We start from the raw sequence: 17,163 nt of genomic DNA, 5'->3' as shown, positions 1-17,163 counted from the left end.
TAAAGTCGTAGATGTATCATTACTTCACACGATGGTTCCGAAAATATTCGGACCAATCGCCAGCGATCACAACAGTAACTGTATCTATTTTGGTATTGTACTCATTCTTAGCTGTGAAGGTAAATTTCACTGGACCATCGGGAAGTTTCACAAATGCTGGATCATATAATTCGCCTGTCCACAAGGTTTTGTCACTGTTCGTTGGATTTAGTTGCGTAGAATAACCTCCCGTCATCGTTACCTCAACAGTATCAGGTAGACCGGTTGCTATCCCTTGCAAAATAAATCGCTCACCTGCCCAAAACACATTATAGCCTCTTGGACTCTCCTCATTACCGCTCTTGTTCAAATTGTAGCCTTTACGGTTGTTATTCCATTCCTCTGTGTGCTGGACCCCACCTTTAATACTCAGTAGATTAACCATGAAATATTTACGCGCTGAGATATTACTCCAGTTATAACCATCAAAAGCTTCCACTTCCACGGCATATTTTTCGTTCTCAACCAATATTCCCGCGGGCACTTGCCACTGTTTGGCACTTGAATTTTGTTCGCCAGATTGAACCTTAACCATCCCTGTCGCCAAGTTGATAATTTGTACCTTATACCGCTGTTGTTCATCTCCATCCTCATCTTGATAATCCCACTTGATGATTGGTGTAAGCGTACTTGCGATCATAGGCTTACTTGAGTCAGTACTTGTTGGGTACGTTATCGTTACGGTAGGTTTACGGTTGGCTACGGTGATACTCAGAGATAGCTCTCGATACAGTCCTAGAGAATCCATAACGGTTTGTTTCAAGGTAAAGACGCCATTTGAGGTGAATTTCTTCGTAAATTCAGCTTGAGTACTAGCCAATCCTTCCGTCCCGTTAGATGATTTCAAATCATACTTATGGCTGATTGTATCTCCTTTTGGAAGGTCTGGATCCGTCGCTTTGCTCTTGATATTTAGAAGATCCGTGCGATAAATCGGCTCTTTGGCAGCATCTCTGCCTGTATCCGTGATAAGTGTGAATCCGGGCTGCGGCGGATTGTCGATGATAAACGTTTTTTCGTTAGATATTTCTGACCAGCTTAATTTGGAATAAGCCCGCCCATATACGGTGAAGTATTCAAATCGATTAAATGTATGGTTAGGGAGTTGATACTGCCGCAGCTGTCCTGTGGTGTCAAGGTTTTCAACTGTCTTAACTAAGAGTCCGTCTTTTGAAAAAAATTCTAAACGGTACTTCTCCTGCGGATCACTCTCTGGGTCTGTATAATTCCATTTAATTAATGGATCTCCTTGTATTTCGGCATCTATAACGGATGGATTGGTTACGGTTCCCGCCGGGGTTATCAACGTCATTGAGGGCGCTAGATTTTTAGTAACACTCACCTTCAACGTAGCTATATTAGACTTATCACCGATCTGATCGATAACCCAGTGTTCCAATGTATAGATACCGGACTCAGGAAAATTAACATCAATACTAGGAGTTCGAAACCATTGCGTAAGGCCATCACTATCTGTTACTTTCCAGAAGTATTGCAGACTAGCGACGTCGGAGGGATCTCCATCCTCATCAAAAGATGTATATTGTCGGGTATCATATTGGAATACTGCCGATGGACCATTAATAGCAGCTGTTGGAACATGATTTTTAACAGTAAATACACGTGTTGCATTGGAACTTAAAGCTCCAATACTTGAGGGATTAGGTACATCTGTTGCCTTAAGGCGCATTTCCCATCCTTCTGATATAGCCTGCTGCGGTGAAATTCCGTTTCCAGCAATAAGATCTCGTATCGTCAAAGATTGGTTGCGGTTACTGCCAGCATAATAATAAGGACTATTGTTGAGTTTGGCGTACCATAAATAAGCAAGCGAATCTCCATCTTCATCAGGATCTGGTGTTAGATTATCCATTGTAATTACAGTGTCTCGATATACTTCAGCTGGCATGTTAAATGCTGCTGCGGGTGGGTGATTAATCACCTGAACATTTTGACGATACCAATCTGACCATAATCCTCGGTTGTCATGCACTTGTAAACTAATTTGATAATTACCAATTCCAAAAGCTGCGATATTAGGTGGCGTTGTAGCTCCACCCCAATGCTCCCAAACTTTGTTCCAACCGTCTTTGATAACCGTCCAGTAATACACATCTAATGGATCATTATCCGGATCAAACGATTTGTCTGTTATGGTAGTAGCTTTACGATAGGAAACAATATTAGGATCAACACTAAATAACGCTACCGGAGGTAGATTACCTGCAGTCCCCACCGTCCTTACACACCAGTCGCTCCAGACCCCCAACCCATTTTCGCCATCGACATCACGTACTCTAAGGCGTATGTCATATTGTCCAGAACTAGGCAATTGAGCTGGCGGTTGACCATCTGTCCATATTTCAGAATCAGTTTTTTTATACTGCCATTGCCAAGCTATAAGTCCCTTATTAACAGCCGTGATGTGGTCCAAATCGTAGGAACAATCTGTTAGCAGAAGAGATCCCCACGCCAGTTTGGCAGCAAACAATGCAATTGGCTTCCGATGAACATGATAGGTCATTGAAGATAAATTATCTCGGCTCCATAAACGATAGACATCGAATCTGTCATCGTTTTTAGGATTATCTCGTGCTTGAAAGGTTGCGTTATAGAGTCCGCTATATGGAAAGGAGGTATACCTTTCTGAACGCCATAACCCACTATCCGAAATGATACCCATCGAATTATCGAAGAAATACGGGTTATGATCGTATCTATAGCGTTCTTGATATTTAGAATCTCCTTCATAGTCCTTGTATGTGGTTGATACGTCTATAGGAGTGTTAATCAATATAAAGGATTTATTCCTAAGCCTATAGGATACATTAACGACCAACGATTTCTCATCCTTATAATTATAGGGATCCACAACCTTGATAATGATATTGTGTCGTCCGGGAGGAATTCCGTCTGCCAAAACATCTATTGGGATGGAAAACCATTTATTATTTAGTGCCTGTTGGACATTGACTTGTTTATAGAACACATTAGGAATTTCAGCACTAACGACTAGATCATTATTGTCCACATCTCGAACATATCCTTCGATATTCATACCACTGAATCCTGGCTCATTCAGTAGCTGCTGCTCGCTTGGTGTAGTCACTGTGAGCGTAGGTGCTGAATTTATTACTAGAGGTATGTTAACCCAATCATAATATACGTTGTTATGCCAACCATTCATCCATTCGTTAGGTTGGTGTTGCGCATCACTTGCTCTTAGTGCGACTTTAAGGGCTTTTGGAATGCCATACTTCGCTGGATAGGCATAACTTTCATAAAAAGCGGTTGTATTTCTGTCAAGGTTAAACTGAAGACTATCCGAACTTTTCACAGGTGGCATTTCTTCAATTCTCCATGAGGCATCAGTAGCATAATCAGTATTACCACTTCCATCTGTCCTGTACATATAACTGTAAATATTAAGAAATCTAGTACGCTGCGTATCATAGTACCAATTAATGTCCCCTGATGTTAAAACTACAGGCGCATCAGGTACATAATCGTAGCGTAATATTCTTGTTGTTAGATTAAAAGTAATATTGGTTAGGGTCATAGCAGGCATATTCAAATTCAAAGATCCTATATTCCCCATAGTTGGGTCCCAAGAAGATGTTTTGTTAAACCCTTCAAGACGAACATCCATAAAATTGACGATATTTGGGTCACCTGCTGCCTCTACCTTGACACTCCCCGAATAAAATTCAGGGAATGAAAGAAGTAGTAATACAAGGGCCATAAACGTTGAAATTGTTTTTTTTAATTTCTGCATCTCTATTCCTCTCTACCATGACCAGTCGACATCAGGTGCCTGATTTTTAACCGTGAAGATCCGTTCGATCACATTTTGTGTAGCTTCTGAATCTATGGATTGCCGATCAGCCTGCGTCACAAACTCCTCGATGGTCGGCTGGCCAAACTCTTCGAATACAGTCAGTCGCACTTCGTATTTTCCAACTTCCCTTACCTTAAGATTCAAACGATCTAAATTCTCATTGCTAAAAATAACCCATTGCTCACCTGCAAAACTACCGTTGTTATCTGAATCGTAACGGTATTCCCAAAGCCTACGAGCCACCATATCTTGATCTGGAGAGTAAGACATATCATCTATTGATAGGATCGCTTGTTTACCATCTGAAGGATTGCGATACACTGTTCCAGCCATCGTAAAGTATGCAAAAGGCTTCTGGTCTGGTGCTATATCAAAAGTTGTTTCGTTTCTGGCAGTTAGCCCTAATGTATTCTCCACATAAATGGTTGCTTTATATTTCCCTGGCTTCTTGAATAGCACATCTTTGCTATATACTCCGTTCAGCGATCCGCTATATTTAATATCAGAATTCGTTCCACCTGATACGGCTGTGATCGTGAATTTAGTCTTAGCATCTACTAATGGGTAGTGGGTCGGGCTACTAACGTAACTTTGTATGATAACCTTTCGATTTTGCTTTAATGTACCATCTACCCTGATAGATGCATCTGGTTTTGGCTCAATGACATTAACCTCAGTACTAGTACTTCCAGTCATTTTGTCGTCGTCCATTACAGTCAAAGCAAGTGTTTGTTCCCCCAAATGGTCTTTATCATACCAAAGTGTTCCCCTTGGCAGAGTGCTCAATTCTCCCTTAGCATTAGGCGTATCCCAAAAGTAATCCGTAATATAACCATCGGGGTCATACGACCCTGCTGCACTGGCTACAAACTCTTGTCCTGCTTTTACAGTTTTCGGTGCATTTATAAGAGCTACTGGAGGTTTTAACTCTCTCGGTAGTTCTGACGGTGATGTAGGACCTGGAAACCCTCCTCCCGGAGGATCTGAGGTTGTATACACTCCTGCTTTGACTGTAAAAGATTCTTTTAACGAGTCGAACTTACTTCTTTTGGTCACGATTTCATTCTTAAATCTCACTACTATACTTAGTTCGTACTCTTGACTGTAGTTACTTTTACCTGCCACTTTCTCCTTCGGAATTTCAAACTTGAAAGTTTCGTTTGCCGTTAGAGTTTTGGTATACACCTTTTTTGTCTGGAGTGAACTGTCATTACCTTTCTCTTTGGCATAAAAAATCCATTCTGAAATATTCGAAATATCTTTATAGGATAGCAGTTCACCCTTCAAAGCGATTTTAACTGGCACATTCTTATTATCAAACTTAATTGGGTTTGGATTAGGTTGTTCTAGAATTGCAGAACCTGTGAGTGTAGCTTCATCTGGGAGACCATACTCAAAGCTGACTGTTCCCCCGTAGCTGTAGGTGGTGACTTTAGCGTCTGCCGTGTAATAATAGGATGCGAATGCTTTATACTTTCGTCCTTCTGCCTTTCCAGTTAAACCCGTATTATCTTCAGGATCCCAAGGTACTCCTGTAGGAATCGTATAGTTCAAAATAATTCTTCCATTTTTAAACTTTGGATCTTGAGCATAAGAAGATTTCTTAACTACTTGAGGTTTTATAGTAGACTCAATGATATTTTGAGAATCGATAACCTCAGTTTTAGATCCGTTATACCATTTTAGGTAATCTTTATCTTGATAAGGTCCTGCAGTTACTACCGTTATTGGTGGATTCTTAGAAGGATAACTATCAGTTGCACCTTTATCATCTGTCACCAAACTATCTTTTTTTTCATCATACTGATTTATTTGCCATCTTCTTCCGTCAGAGTATAACCATATTGAATTATAAATATCGGTCCTATATAGCAACTCAAAGGATGCTCTATATCCCTGAACCTCTTTTATATATTTCTGATTTGCAACCCCTTGTAATGTCACTTTAATTTTCCCGTTCTCAAGAGAGAGACTAGTTTTTTCGTTAGATCCACTATATTTTAAAGTACCTGTCTTAACTGAAGAACTAGATACTCCACTAGGAAGTTCCAAATAGAAGTCTTTAGCAGTATTGTTTGATCCTTGTAAACCTGTAGTAATTGGGACAGCAACCGAGGTCAATTTCGTCTCGGCTGCTTTTACTGAAATAGCTGTCATAAACTGAATGAGCAATAAAAAACATAGACATGAGATGATTATTTTTTTCATTTATACTTACTCCGGAGAATTAACTATAAATTTTTCGTCGAATCCGCCATCATGGAACAAGCGGATGGCAAAATAGTTGAAATCCTGATCATATAAATATGCTTGATAAGTAGTTAATTGCTCACTTGGCTTAAGAGTGTAATAATAAAACGCTTCTTTATTATTTAATTTTCCCACATTTACTTTTGGCCAAATTTGGTCTAATTGTCCCTTACCTTGTAAACTTAAAATCCATTTTTCTTTTTGATCATTTAAGGATCTTTTAACAATTTTATTGCTGTTATTCTTAATCGTAATCTTAGTCCATATGAAATGTTTAGGTTTGCTAACCATTACTCCAAATGAGTCATATTTAAATTGTCTCACTAAATTTTGTGCATCTTTTGACTTGAAATCATAAATCATAAACTTCTCCAGCGTATAACTAAGCCCACCCGCCGTAACCGTAACCGGCAACTCTAAATCCTTTTTCAAACCATATTTACTTAAGTTATCCCTCATAATGGGTGCTGGTGTAGCAGCAGGTTTTGCTGTAGCTATAGCTGATGGTGTAACCGCTGCTGCGTTAGTAATCACGTTCTGCCCCAATACCATGCTAAGTAACATTGTTGTAGTCAAAGCTGCTCTTAAAATGTTCTTCTTCATCACTGAATCTCTCCCTTTTCTTTAATTGGCTTTTCTTACTTATTGAACTTATACTCCTGAACTGCTGGCACCCTGATGGGCTGTTGTGTTTTGGATCTAGAGATCAGAACCGGGTGTTCCGTCTCAATGACGGCAATAACCGAAGGACCTGCGATGTATTTGGTTATGCCATATTCGCTATCCTCGTATAAAAGTGGAAACGTCACACCATCGGAATCATCAATAATATCGAATTTCACAATCTTTACTTGTGTCTTAAAACGACTGCCCCCTTGGGGGGAAAGGCCGCTATCAAGGCCTAGATTGTTCTGTAGGGTTTGCTGAAAAGTATCGTACGCATCTTCGGGATCTATAATCAGACGACCACGAGTCAATTCGGTCTCATCTAATTCCTGTGCGGCATCGTGAACAGCGATATTATTTGCGTCTTTTAACATGCTGCGCAGCTGGTCCCACTCCTGATTCTGGATCTGAAAGAACCAGGAGTAGATAAAGATCAGTAGGACAAATGCCAGCTTAATAATGTAATCCATAAATTACGTTCATCCCTTAGTCAATCGAGATACTCACTCATAATTGATCCATGCCCATAATATCGAGTCGGCTGCGAAACCGTAGAAAAATTATAAGGAAACAGATTTATCCGCGGCGCGGTTACATACACATCAATTCGTTGCTTTCGCTCTTGAACGGTGTCTGTACTGCTAGTAATTTCTATCGAAGCTTCAGAAAATCCAATCGCCTTCAGATTTGAAACTACTTCATTCCGCATAGAAGCTGTAACCATCCCCTCTGTTGCTGCTTTTTGTGTGATATAGGACGTATTAGCTTTGACCTGTAAATCTAGCAGATAATCTATGTAGGAGAAGATAGGCTGCAGGATAATAAACAGGACTAGCCACATGAACAATGCCCGGAGGACGGTCTCCTTCATTAGACACGCCTCCTTCTAATACTGTTCCACTTGCTTAGTATGTGAGATGATATCGTCCTGACTGCTGCCGATCATATGCGTAGCTACCGTGATAAACATCCCCGCAATTACAAAGCCAATGGCCAAAAACATAGCGACGGAAATAGAGTCTTTTTTCATCTGACTTATACCGAAACGTGAGTCATGGACATAGTTAGTGCAGTCTGGCTGGAATCCAGCGGTTGAGTTAGAGATACCCCCGGGATCGTCGGTCTATTATCATCGGCAGCATTAATCACGTCACGCACCAGAGGAATCAAAATGGCAATTACGATGGCCACACACAAAAAACCGATAGCGATAAACAAACCTGTAGAAATAGCGTCTTTTTTCATTGTTAATTTCTCCCTTTTTATTTTAGGTTTTAAAAATAAGGTTGAATATACAATTTTTCACTGGAACATGCCGACTCCATTAAAATTTCCTTTGATTAGCAAAATGTACTGCATCGCCATGGCAACGATCATCAAAAAAGTAGCAATCGATGGAATAACATTAATAATCGTCGATAGATCACCGATGAAAGACCATTTTTTCAAATACTGATCGCTGGAGATTTTGGAGATAATCTTGCCTTGTTCACGCAAATAGTTTGCAGCTTCCGTGTCATCATCCATGCCTTCTGTCGCCAGTAAAATGGACCGGATGTCATTAATAAAGTGATGGTTATCCGGAAATTTGGCACAAAACCATTCAATCGCCCCCTCCACACCCTCATCTACTGCCCGTTCTGACAGCTCATACAAATCCTGACGTATATATTGAAAATGTCCCGCTGTACTCCCACAAAAAGCACCAAACTGCACATATCCGCGCTTACGTAGGCGATTATTCTCATAGAGACGAATGAAGGAGATCAACTCGCCATCTTTTTGAATATTCGTCTTTTGGTGAAGCCACGCCAACACCCAACCAAGCGGAAGATAACGCATCGGACTGCTGATTACGAGAATAAGTAGAGCAATTAGAGGGTCATAGAATGAAAAAGGAACAGATCGGATGAAATCGCTGACGACTTGGCTAAATAAATAGATGATTGCCGCTGAATAACGAAATAGCGTAACTTTTCGAGCCGAAATTGATAAATTGCATTCATTCAACAATTGCTGAAATCTATCACTCTGCACGTGTTCACCCAGCGAATTCCACCGGATGCCCAGTCGGACAAGATATCGTTCCTGCTTACTGCTGCTGCTCACAAACACAAGTAATGCGACATACACGATCCCGATCACTGTAATTAGTAGTAATAATCTATCCATAGTTCATCACCTTAGTGGTAGTCCAGTTTGGGCCTGGCAAGAATAGTACTGATCACAAAAGAGATAAAAAGGCCGGAGACGATCACCATCAAAAAGGAAAGGCCTACCGTAGTTTCGAACTGCAGTTGGAAATAGACATCGGGCTTCAGCATATACATAAAGGTTCCAACCGTAGATACCAGCACCAGAAGATTCCCATATAAGCCAAGGCTGATCGCATCTCTGCTTCCTGCTTTTACAGTTAAAATCGTCTCTCTCTGCTGCTCCATAGAACGATTCAACAGCATTAGCGAGCTTTTTAAATAACGGGTTCCCTCCTTCTCGGCATAGAGCAAATCTGATATAAACTCTAAAGCGAAGGTGGTGCCAATCGCACTGGAGAATCTCCCTGCCTCCTCAACAAGCTCCTTCTCATTACTGTAATTAGAAAATGCGGCACCAAGCAGCTTCAGAGGACTCTTTAGTACATTTTTATCTGTAAGAAAATCCGCTGTCCGATCAAGGATCGAATCTACCGACAAATGTGTGAATTTAGTGGATATTTTGACTACATCGAGGAGATCGTAGCTTCCATGTACCTTCCGCTGTGCATAGATGTATCTCATACGAAAATAAGGAATCGTCGCAGATATTACAGCTATAAAAAGCGGAAATCTCCACGCCCCCTGAATCGGCTGTCCTTCATTAAAAGTAATCCCCTCCAAAAAAGGATTGTTAAAACTCAACCTTCCAGGGAGCTCACTAAGTGTCAGTAGTCCTGATAAGAAAACCGCAATAAACAAAATGGCTGTACGCATAACAAAACGCATAACGCTAATACCCGGTTCATACTTCCGGTGTACGAAATACAGAAGCTTGTCCAGATGGCGGTAGAGCCACAGCCTTTTTTTAACCGAGCTAACTCTTTTGCCAAAAATACTCATCTTATGTTTAATTCGAAAATCGAATTTCTGGACTACCTGCCGTAAATGCCTTTCGATGAGCAGTTTGGTGAGTAACCACAGTCCCCACACAATCCATAAATGAAGGACAAAACGAAAAATATAAAATAGTAAATCCATAGCTGTACCTCCTTCACTCATTAAGTACTATCTTAGATTTCAAGCTTTCTTTAAGCGGCTGATCCATCGGCTTTGTTGATGCAAGTCGCCCCAGCTCTTTCTGGACAATCTGTGTAGCCTCCGCATTTTTCTTAGTCATTTTCAGCATCAGATTTTTCGTCAGCTTGTCATTATAAGACCAACACATTTCCTCCGGCTCCCAGCGCATAAGATCATTAGCAAACACTGAATTTCTATCCTCTTCGTAAAAGATTTCTGATATTCGCGCCAGCCGCTTCTTCCCGTTCGGGACACTCTCCAAAATAAACACCAGCTCGCATGATTTCAGCGCAGAAATCAAATGCCCCTTTAGACTCCCGCCAATTCTTGTCGACACAGCAAACGCACCTTGATAAGGAATGTCCTCCGAATCCACGGTGTGGAAGGTTCCGGTGATCCCGTCGTATCCTTTTTCCCCACTCCACAAATAAAATTCCCACTCGTTATAACGCATCTCTGTCATATACAAAATATTTGGGTCATGCCGCAGCGACTCTACTCCCACCTCCATCAGTTCCTCATTCGCAGCTTGAATTGGAATAATCCGATGCCCTTTAATTTGATACGGTAAAATGGATTCCGGATGTTTCTCTATCATCACTACTCCCATGCAGGAGGAAGAGCCAAGCAGTTGCTCACCAACGATCGTATTGGCAAAGGTTGTTTTTCCTGACCCTACAGCACCCGCAATAATGGTATTGCGAAACGTGGACGATAACGCCCGAATGAACTCAACCGCCTCGGCAGGAATACATTCCGTACCCGCTTGATCCTCCAAATCCAGAAATTCCACAACCTGTCGCCGCAGTGATATCGTAGTAAAACCCTCCCAGACCCTAGGTGATACCCAAATCGCAAGCCGAATAAATCTACCTGGCCAAAGCGGATCATCCATTTTGAACTCCACCGAAGGATTATCCTTGTTCAGCTTTTTATTGGGATCACTTTTTAGCAAGGAACGCTTCAGCTGCTCCACCCGATCCAGTGAAGGCATCTCATACGGGTAAGCTATAAACTCACCTTTATGGTTATAAAAAATTTGCTTCCCAATCATTTGTAATCCGGTTGACTCGCTGTATGCACGATCAGTAAACCAACGATACGCTGGTCCAAAACCCTTCCACTCGTGATACAGGGCCTCTGCCGCCGTTCGGTACGCTTCTGGAACCTTTCCAGTAAAAGGTGTTTTTCGTAAGTACTTCTCAATCTCATTCATAAAAAAGCTAACTGCCTGCGGATCGCCAATTAATGCCTTTGCATTTAGCTCGAAGTAAGCGTCATCCTCACGTTCTAGCCCTTCGTTCATCTCGGTTTTCATTTTTTGTAAAAAAGCATAAAAATCTTCCTTGCCCGGTTTGCTAGTGCGCAGCACGCTTTGTTTTAGAGAAAAGAGTGGACGACTCGCGAGAGTTTCAATCATAGAAATATCCCTTTCTTTTTGGCCTCTGGCGCTAATCCCATCGACACCAATAGAGAATGTACCTTATCATCCACATGCTGTAGCTCTTTTTTGCCTAGAGGCAAGCTTTCCTGCAAGGGCTGGTAATACGGTAGCTCCAGCAAGATTTCAGTGCCAAATCTAAGGGCCATATTTTTGGACGAAGATATTTCCTCCACATTACTGCGGTTAATGATCAGCTGGAAATCATGCGGACGCAGATCTATATGCCCCGCAAGCTCGAATAGAGGTTCTAATCTATGTTCATGTTTAGGATGAGTGACAATCATGCGTAACGACGACTTTTGCATACCGACATACCACGCAGCACTCTCGGGAATTGAACCGAAATCAGCAATAACCACATCCGCATTTGCTCCAGCTCTAGCCAAGAAATATTCGATCTCTTCCTCCAGATAATCCTGGACACTCAAGTAGTCGTAATTCCCCGGTAGATACAAATAGCCATCCTGCCTAATCAATTGCTCGAAATCTTCATCATGAATCATCTTCCCTGTAAGCTTGGGGCGCAATTTGTCTAGACTTATCGTCGCTTTGCGGTCATACCCGGGGTCATATAAATCCAAACCAAGTACAAGAACACGTAGACCTGCCGCAGCAATTCGTCTTGCGAACAGCTTCGCCACACTCGTGCAGCCAATGCCTGGACCTGAGCCAAAAAAGCCAACCAAATTGCTCCGTTCCTCGCCATCCTCTTCCAGGATAAAACGAATCTTCTCTATCACTGCTGACGAGGTAGAACGAGGAGGAATAAAATATAGACCTAAGCTTTCACATAACATATGCACAGCTTGATAGCCGCGAATTCCCTTTTGCAGATATAAATACAGGATCATAGAGCTTGGATATTTGTATCGCAGCTCGCTAAGCGCTTGAACAGATACCTGGTCACTAGTAACCATTAACATATGACCTTCGGTATGCGCCGGATCGGGATACACGTTTTGTGTAACTACATTAAATCCCGCGTTTTTGATATCATTAATCGTTAACTGATCTATGCCCAGACTAAATATTTTCAAGGCAATCTCCCCCTACTCTACCCGTACGATCCACAGTTTTTTGCCCTGCTCCAAAAATTGCCCTAGCCGTTGACCCTCACTTTTCTTCAGCTTCAATTCTGGTGTCGCCACCTTGCCAGTAGAAGTGAATCGGTTATTGTTGTTGCCTTTCTCAGAATCCTGCACATCATTATTGTCTTCTGTTCGCACATAGTTCACGGTAACTCCAGATAAAAAGATCTCTTTAGCAGGATCGCTAAGCAAGCTTTGTTTTTTCACCTGTTCCTCGTTTTCTTTTTTAACTGTATTTGAACCAAGCGCCTCTCGCTGCTTCTCTCGCTCACCTTCTACAAGATAAATGTCTACCTTATCCCGGCTTCGCAACGAACCATTGATGGCATAAATAGCCTCCTTCGGAATAGGAAATATACCTTCATCCTGCAAAGGCTCTAAATCACTAACATCCACCAGTGATGCTGTCAAAATACTACCGTTAGTCAGATTCACATTCGTAATTTTGTACTCCACTTGTGCGATTTCCGTAATTACACCAGAAGGTATATCCTTGGTCTGAACAGAATCCAGATACAAATCACTTGCTTTCAGCTCATAATTTTTAGGTAGAGATTCCCCAGCTCGCACCTTAACTTTGACCACGGTTTGGGAAAGCACGTAGGGCTTGAAATAGAGATCATAACCTAGCAATCCCCCGAATCCAGTAATCAAAATGAGACTTGCGAAAAAATAATTACGTTTTAACAAACGTCCTCGCTGTAACGCCAAACCTTCCACCTCCTTAACTACATGATTTTTGAGAACGACAAAAAGCACCTTGGCATAAATAGCCAAGCTGCTGGTAAAATGCTTTTTTACCTGATAGAGATTTAGTGAACTATTAAATTAAAGGGTTCCGGTGAAAGCCCTCGGGCATAACCGTTGCTTTCACCGGAGAATACCTTTATTTAAATACTACAGTTTTGTTCTGATGGACGAGAATCCGGTCCTCGATATGCCATTTCACCGCACGAGCCAGAACAACACGTTCAATGGTACGCCCAATCCGTTTCAGCTCAATAACATCATCACTGTGGCTTACCCGCTGCACATCCTGTTCAATAATCGGTCCACCATCTAGTTCTTCAGTAACATAGTGAGCGGTTGCCCCGATAATTTTCACCCCACGTTGGTACGCTTGGGCGTATGGATTGCCGCCAATAAAGGCAGGCAGGAAAGAGTGGTGAATATTAATAATCTGATGGCGATAATGCTCAATAAAGGACGGCGAGATAATCTGCATATACCGTGCCAATATAATAACATCGATATCGTCTCCGATGACCGCTAACTGGCGTTTTTCTGCTTCATCCTTAGTATCCGCTGTGACTGGAATATGATGAAATGGAATGCCAAACGACTCGACATAAGATTTCATATCCAAATGGTTACTAACGACGAGGGCAATATCGGCATCGAGATCGCCCGCTTGCCACTGCCAGAGCAGTTCAACAAGACAATGGTCTTCTTTAGAGACGAATATGGCAAGTTTCTTCTTATGACGAACATTAAAAATCTTCCAGTCCATCTTAAAACGCTCCGCCACTCCGCCAAATTGAGAGCGAATCTCTTCCAGACGATCGCCTAATTCAGGTAGGTCAAACTCGACTCTCATAAAGAACATTCCACCATCTGGATCCATCGTATACTGATCCGACTGCACAATATTTGCGCCATGCTGATACAGAAAGTGTGATACAGCCGCCACAATTCCCGGTCCGTCAGGACAGGAAATGAGCATACGTGCCCGGTTGGAATAATGCTCGACACCTGACGAATTGTTTCTTTTTACGTGTAATTCCATGACCCTCTTCCCATCCTCTCATCTACATACGCAATCTGAAGTATAGCTTAAGCGTTCACGAGCACTTAATTGCCTGCTAACCAAGCAATTAAACGATGATTAATAGCTTCCTCGCTTAGTTGCAGGAACAGCTGGGCAGCGACAACTTCATCGTACAGACGCTCCAGTGGTTCACGTGGATCAGCTTTTTTAGCTTTGGCATCGTTCTTCAGCAGCTCCCAGACATTAAGTACATATTGACGGGAATCAATCTCCTGCTTGGCAAAAAATTCACGTAATGTTTCAACATCCTGCACGAATTCCGGTCCAAAGCGTTCAGCTACGTTACCACGCAGCAAAGCGATCTCCACCTCATACATCGGACGTTGTGTCTTAGCATCTTTACCAATCCATGGGGTCTCCAGAATGAAAGGCAGACCTTCCAGCTTTTCATGGTGTACGATTTTGTTAATCGTATCAAACCCAATCCAACCCGAGCCAATTGGCGTGTGACGGTCTTTGCGAGCGCCACATGGATTTTTACTGTCATTAATGTGGATTACACCAAGACGATTCAACCCGATAGTCTCATCAAATTTGTTGAGAACACCGTCCAAATCATTAACGATATCATAACCAGCATCATGAATGTGGCAAGTATCAAGACAGACCGATAGACGTTCGTTATGTTCGACCTTAGCAATAATAGAAGCGATTTCTTCGAAGCTGCGGCCGATCTCTGTTCCTTTGCCAGCCATAGTTTCTAAAGCGATATGCACTTCCGTTTCATTCGTGCCTCCAAGCACCTCATTCAGGCCATCTGCAATCCGCTGAATACCATATTCAGCATCTTTATCAGTGAACGCACCAGGATGTAATACAATATGCTTGACCTCAAGTGCATGGGTACGGCGTATTTCCTCTTGCAGAAAATCAACAGCCAGTTGGTACGTATTCTCTTTATAGGAAGCGAGATTAATAATGTAAGGTGCATGGACAACAATCTCCTCTACACCATTCTCTTTCATAACTTGCTTCCCTTCGTTGGGATACATGGCATCAATCGGCTTGCGGCGCGTATTCTGCGGCGCTCCTGTATATATCATAAACGAGCTGGAACCATACTCATTTGCTTCATTTGCTGCGGTCAAAAGACCCTTGTCCGAGCAAGACACATGTGAACCTATTTTCAGCATACTTCTTCCCTCTTTCCTTCACGAATTAACCCCTATTCTACCGTGATCGGAAAAATAAATCTAGACGAGGCCAATATGCCGGGTTCTGCTTCGCAAAAAGTTTGGAAATAAGCTATACTTTAATATGAGAATAATTCGTGTGAGAATCCTCATTGCCAAAAGGTGGTGTATGCATGTTTATCCAATCAGGACTTGGTTTATTATCCACACCGAGCAATTGGTTTATGAACTCTATCGCTTTCTGGACATTTATGCTGCTTGGTTCCATGTGTATCGGCGGTTTTTTTATGTTCCGCAAATTCCTAAAGGTCCTGCCCAAAGCTGATGGAAAGTCAAAGCTAGACTGGCAAAATTACTGGGTGGAACGTAGCCGCCCGCTCTGGAGTGACGAAACAAAAGCCTTTTTGGACCAGCTTGTTCAGCCTGTACCTGGTCCATTTCGTGATATTGCGAAGCATTCTATTGCTGCCGAGATCGGAAAAATCGCCGTCGAGAGCAATGCAAAAGAAGTTACTCGCGATCACTGCATTAAAGGTTACATAGTTGCCACACCGCGGCGCGATAACCGTTTTCTTATCAATTTTCTCGAAAAGAATAAAATCGATTACTCTGCTTACCAGCATTTGTTTAAGTAATTTTTAATGAATTGTACGATTTAGAACGGAGGCCCTCCTTTGAAATATGTGATATGTGGCGGCACCGGTTTTATAGGTAGCGAACTAGCAAAATACTGGCTGCAAGCAGGTAATGAAGTTGCTATTGTAGGTCGGAATTTACCAAAAGACGCAACAACAATTCATCCTAAGCTGAGTTACCACACCTGGGACAGTCTAAGTTCTAATCCCGCTCCAGTGGAAAATGCAGCTGCCCTAATTAATCTCGCCGGAGCTTCCCTTAGCCAGCGCTGGAGTCCAAGTGGCAAAAAGGCGATTATGCAGTCCCGACTTGCAACCGTTTCCGCAGCAGCTAAGTTAGTAGATCAAATGAAGCAAAAGCCTTCCGTAATCATTCAGGCTTCCGCCGTGGCGATTTACGGTACCTCTTTAGAGGATACTTTTAGTGAATCCTCACCAGCCCAGGTCATGGATTTCCCTTCAGAAGTAGTTAAGACATGGGAAGAGGCTTCAGATGAAACCTACCATGATATCCGCGTGGTCAAGCTGCGTACCGGAGTTGTGCTCGGCAATGAGAGCGGAGCATTCCCCAAAATGAAGCTGCCTTATTTATTAGGTTGTGGCGGCAACATTGGCTCTGGAAAGCAGTGGCTCTCTTGGATCCATCTGACGGATATTGTGCGTCTAATTGATTTCTGTACGCAAAATCCAACGATTAACGGACCTGTTAATGCGACTGCTCCACATCCGGTAACGAACGAAGAGTTCGGCAGAACGATTGGCAAAGTCTACAAACGGCCGCACTGGTTCCCTTTGCCAGCCTTCCTGTTAAAAACAGCAGTCGGGGAATTATCCGAAATCTTACTCAAAGGTCAGCGCGTCCTGCCCGCAGCGGCATTAAATCATGGCTTTGACTTTACCTTCCCTACACTTCAAGTCGCTTTAGAAGATTTGAAAAAACAAAAATTGTAGAGCCACATTCATCGTTAAA

16 protein-coding genes are annotated in these 17,163 nt (G+C 42.3%); 2 read left to right on the top strand and 14 right to left on the bottom strand.

Features of this window, described 5'->3' with window-relative positions; all coding sequences use genetic code 11:
* Positions 1 to 19 precede the first annotated feature (19 nt).
* The 14 genes from MHI25_RS06280 to MHI25_RS06215 form a co-directional block, all read right to left on the bottom strand.
* Positions 20 to 3,814 carry a hypothetical protein gene (locus MHI25_RS06280; RefSeq protein WP_076304503.1) on the bottom strand — a complete coding sequence of 1,265 codons (3,795 nt, stop codon included), beginning with the start codon at positions 3,812 to 3,814 and terminating at the stop codon, positions 20 to 22.
* 12 nt (positions 3,815 to 3,826) lie between these two features.
* The gene (locus tag MHI25_RS06275) at positions 3,827 to 6,085 is read right to left on the bottom strand and encodes a PKD domain-containing protein (RefSeq protein ID WP_340395129.1); all 2,259 of its coding nucleotides are present in this window, start codon (positions 6,083 to 6,085) and stop codon (positions 3,827 to 3,829) included.
* A 6-nt stretch (positions 6,086 to 6,091) separates the two neighbouring features.
* Entirely contained in the window at positions 6,092 to 6,730 is a 639-nt protein-coding gene (locus MHI25_RS06270) for a hypothetical protein (RefSeq protein WP_340395128.1), read from the bottom strand.
* Between the two features lie 35 nt (positions 6,731 to 6,765).
* Positions 6,766 to 7,263 (bottom strand): hypothetical protein, encoded by a 498-nt coding sequence (locus MHI25_RS06265; RefSeq protein WP_076224687.1) that lies wholly within the window; start codon positions 7,261 to 7,263, stop codon positions 6,766 to 6,768.
* Between the two features lie 20 nt (positions 7,264 to 7,283).
* Complete coding sequence (locus tag MHI25_RS06260) at positions 7,284 to 7,664, bottom strand: hypothetical protein (RefSeq protein ID WP_076308595.1); 381 nt, start codon at positions 7,662 to 7,664, stop codon at positions 7,284 to 7,286.
* Between the two features lie 15 nt (positions 7,665 to 7,679).
* Positions 7,680 to 7,823 carry a hypothetical protein gene (locus MHI25_RS06255; RefSeq protein WP_339189941.1) on the bottom strand — a complete coding sequence of 48 codons (144 nt, stop codon included), beginning with the start codon at positions 7,821 to 7,823 and terminating at the stop codon, positions 7,680 to 7,682.
* Positions 7,824 to 7,828: 5 nt separating this feature from the next.
* Positions 7,829 to 8,038, bottom strand: coding sequence for a hypothetical protein (locus MHI25_RS06250; RefSeq protein ID WP_076137569.1), 210 nt, complete (start codon positions 8,036 to 8,038; stop codon positions 7,829 to 7,831).
* A 57-nt stretch (positions 8,039 to 8,095) separates the two neighbouring features.
* Positions 8,096 to 8,965 (bottom strand): hypothetical protein, encoded by an 870-nt coding sequence (locus tag MHI25_RS06245; protein ID WP_076194733.1) that lies wholly within the window; start codon positions 8,963 to 8,965, stop codon positions 8,096 to 8,098.
* 11 nt (positions 8,966 to 8,976) lie between these two features.
* Positions 8,977 to 10,026, bottom strand: coding sequence for a hypothetical protein (locus tag MHI25_RS06240; RefSeq protein WP_076128188.1), 1,050 nt, complete (start codon positions 10,024 to 10,026; stop codon positions 8,977 to 8,979).
* A gap of 13 nt (positions 10,027 to 10,039) precedes the next feature.
* Positions 10,040 to 11,485, bottom strand: a complete 1,446-nt coding sequence (locus MHI25_RS06235; protein ID WP_076128190.1) for an ATPase, T2SS/T4P/T4SS family — start codon at positions 11,483 to 11,485, stop codon at positions 10,040 to 10,042.
* Complete coding sequence (locus MHI25_RS06230) at positions 11,482 to 12,546, bottom strand: hypothetical protein (protein WP_076128191.1); 1,065 nt, start codon at positions 12,544 to 12,546, stop codon at positions 11,482 to 11,484. The genes MHI25_RS06235 and MHI25_RS06230 overlap by 4 nt, the downstream gene beginning before the upstream one ends.
* Positions 12,547 to 12,558: 12 nt before the next feature.
* Positions 12,559 to 13,308 carry an SAF domain-containing protein gene (locus MHI25_RS06225; RefSeq protein ID WP_076277691.1) on the bottom strand — a complete coding sequence of 250 codons (750 nt, stop codon included), beginning with the start codon at positions 13,306 to 13,308 and terminating at the stop codon, positions 12,559 to 12,561.
* Between the two features lie 175 nt (positions 13,309 to 13,483).
* Positions 13,484 to 14,383 (bottom strand): formyltetrahydrofolate deformylase, encoded by a 900-nt coding sequence (gene purU / locus MHI25_RS06220; protein ID WP_076219715.1) that lies wholly within the window; start codon positions 14,381 to 14,383, stop codon positions 13,484 to 13,486.
* A gap of 65 nt (positions 14,384 to 14,448) precedes the next feature.
* Entirely contained in the window at positions 14,449 to 15,558 is a 1,110-nt protein-coding gene (locus MHI25_RS06215; RefSeq protein WP_340395127.1) for a deoxyribonuclease IV, read from the bottom strand.
* A 173-nt stretch (positions 15,559 to 15,731) separates the two neighbouring features.
* On the opposite strand from MHI25_RS06215, the gene MHI25_RS06210 reads away from it, so the two are divergent.
* Together MHI25_RS06210 and MHI25_RS06205 are read left to right on the top strand one after the other, a co-directional pair.
* Positions 15,732 to 16,193, top strand: coding sequence for a DUF2621 domain-containing protein (locus tag MHI25_RS06210; RefSeq protein WP_076128197.1), 462 nt, complete (start codon positions 15,732 to 15,734; stop codon positions 16,191 to 16,193).
* 39 nt (positions 16,194 to 16,232) lie between these two features.
* Entirely contained in the window at positions 16,233 to 17,144 is a 912-nt protein-coding gene (locus MHI25_RS06205; protein WP_340395126.1) for a TIGR01777 family oxidoreductase, read from the top strand.
* Positions 17,145 to 17,163: the final 19 nt, after the last annotated feature.

It is taken from the genome of Paenibacillus sp. FSL E2-0177 (assembly GCF_037992975.1).
Lineage (GTDB): Bacteria > Bacillota > Bacilli > Paenibacillales > Paenibacillaceae > Paenibacillus_AQ > Paenibacillus_AQ odorifer.
Note: the sequence above shows the minus strand (reverse complement) of the source record. Positions and strands in the feature narration are given on the sequence as shown.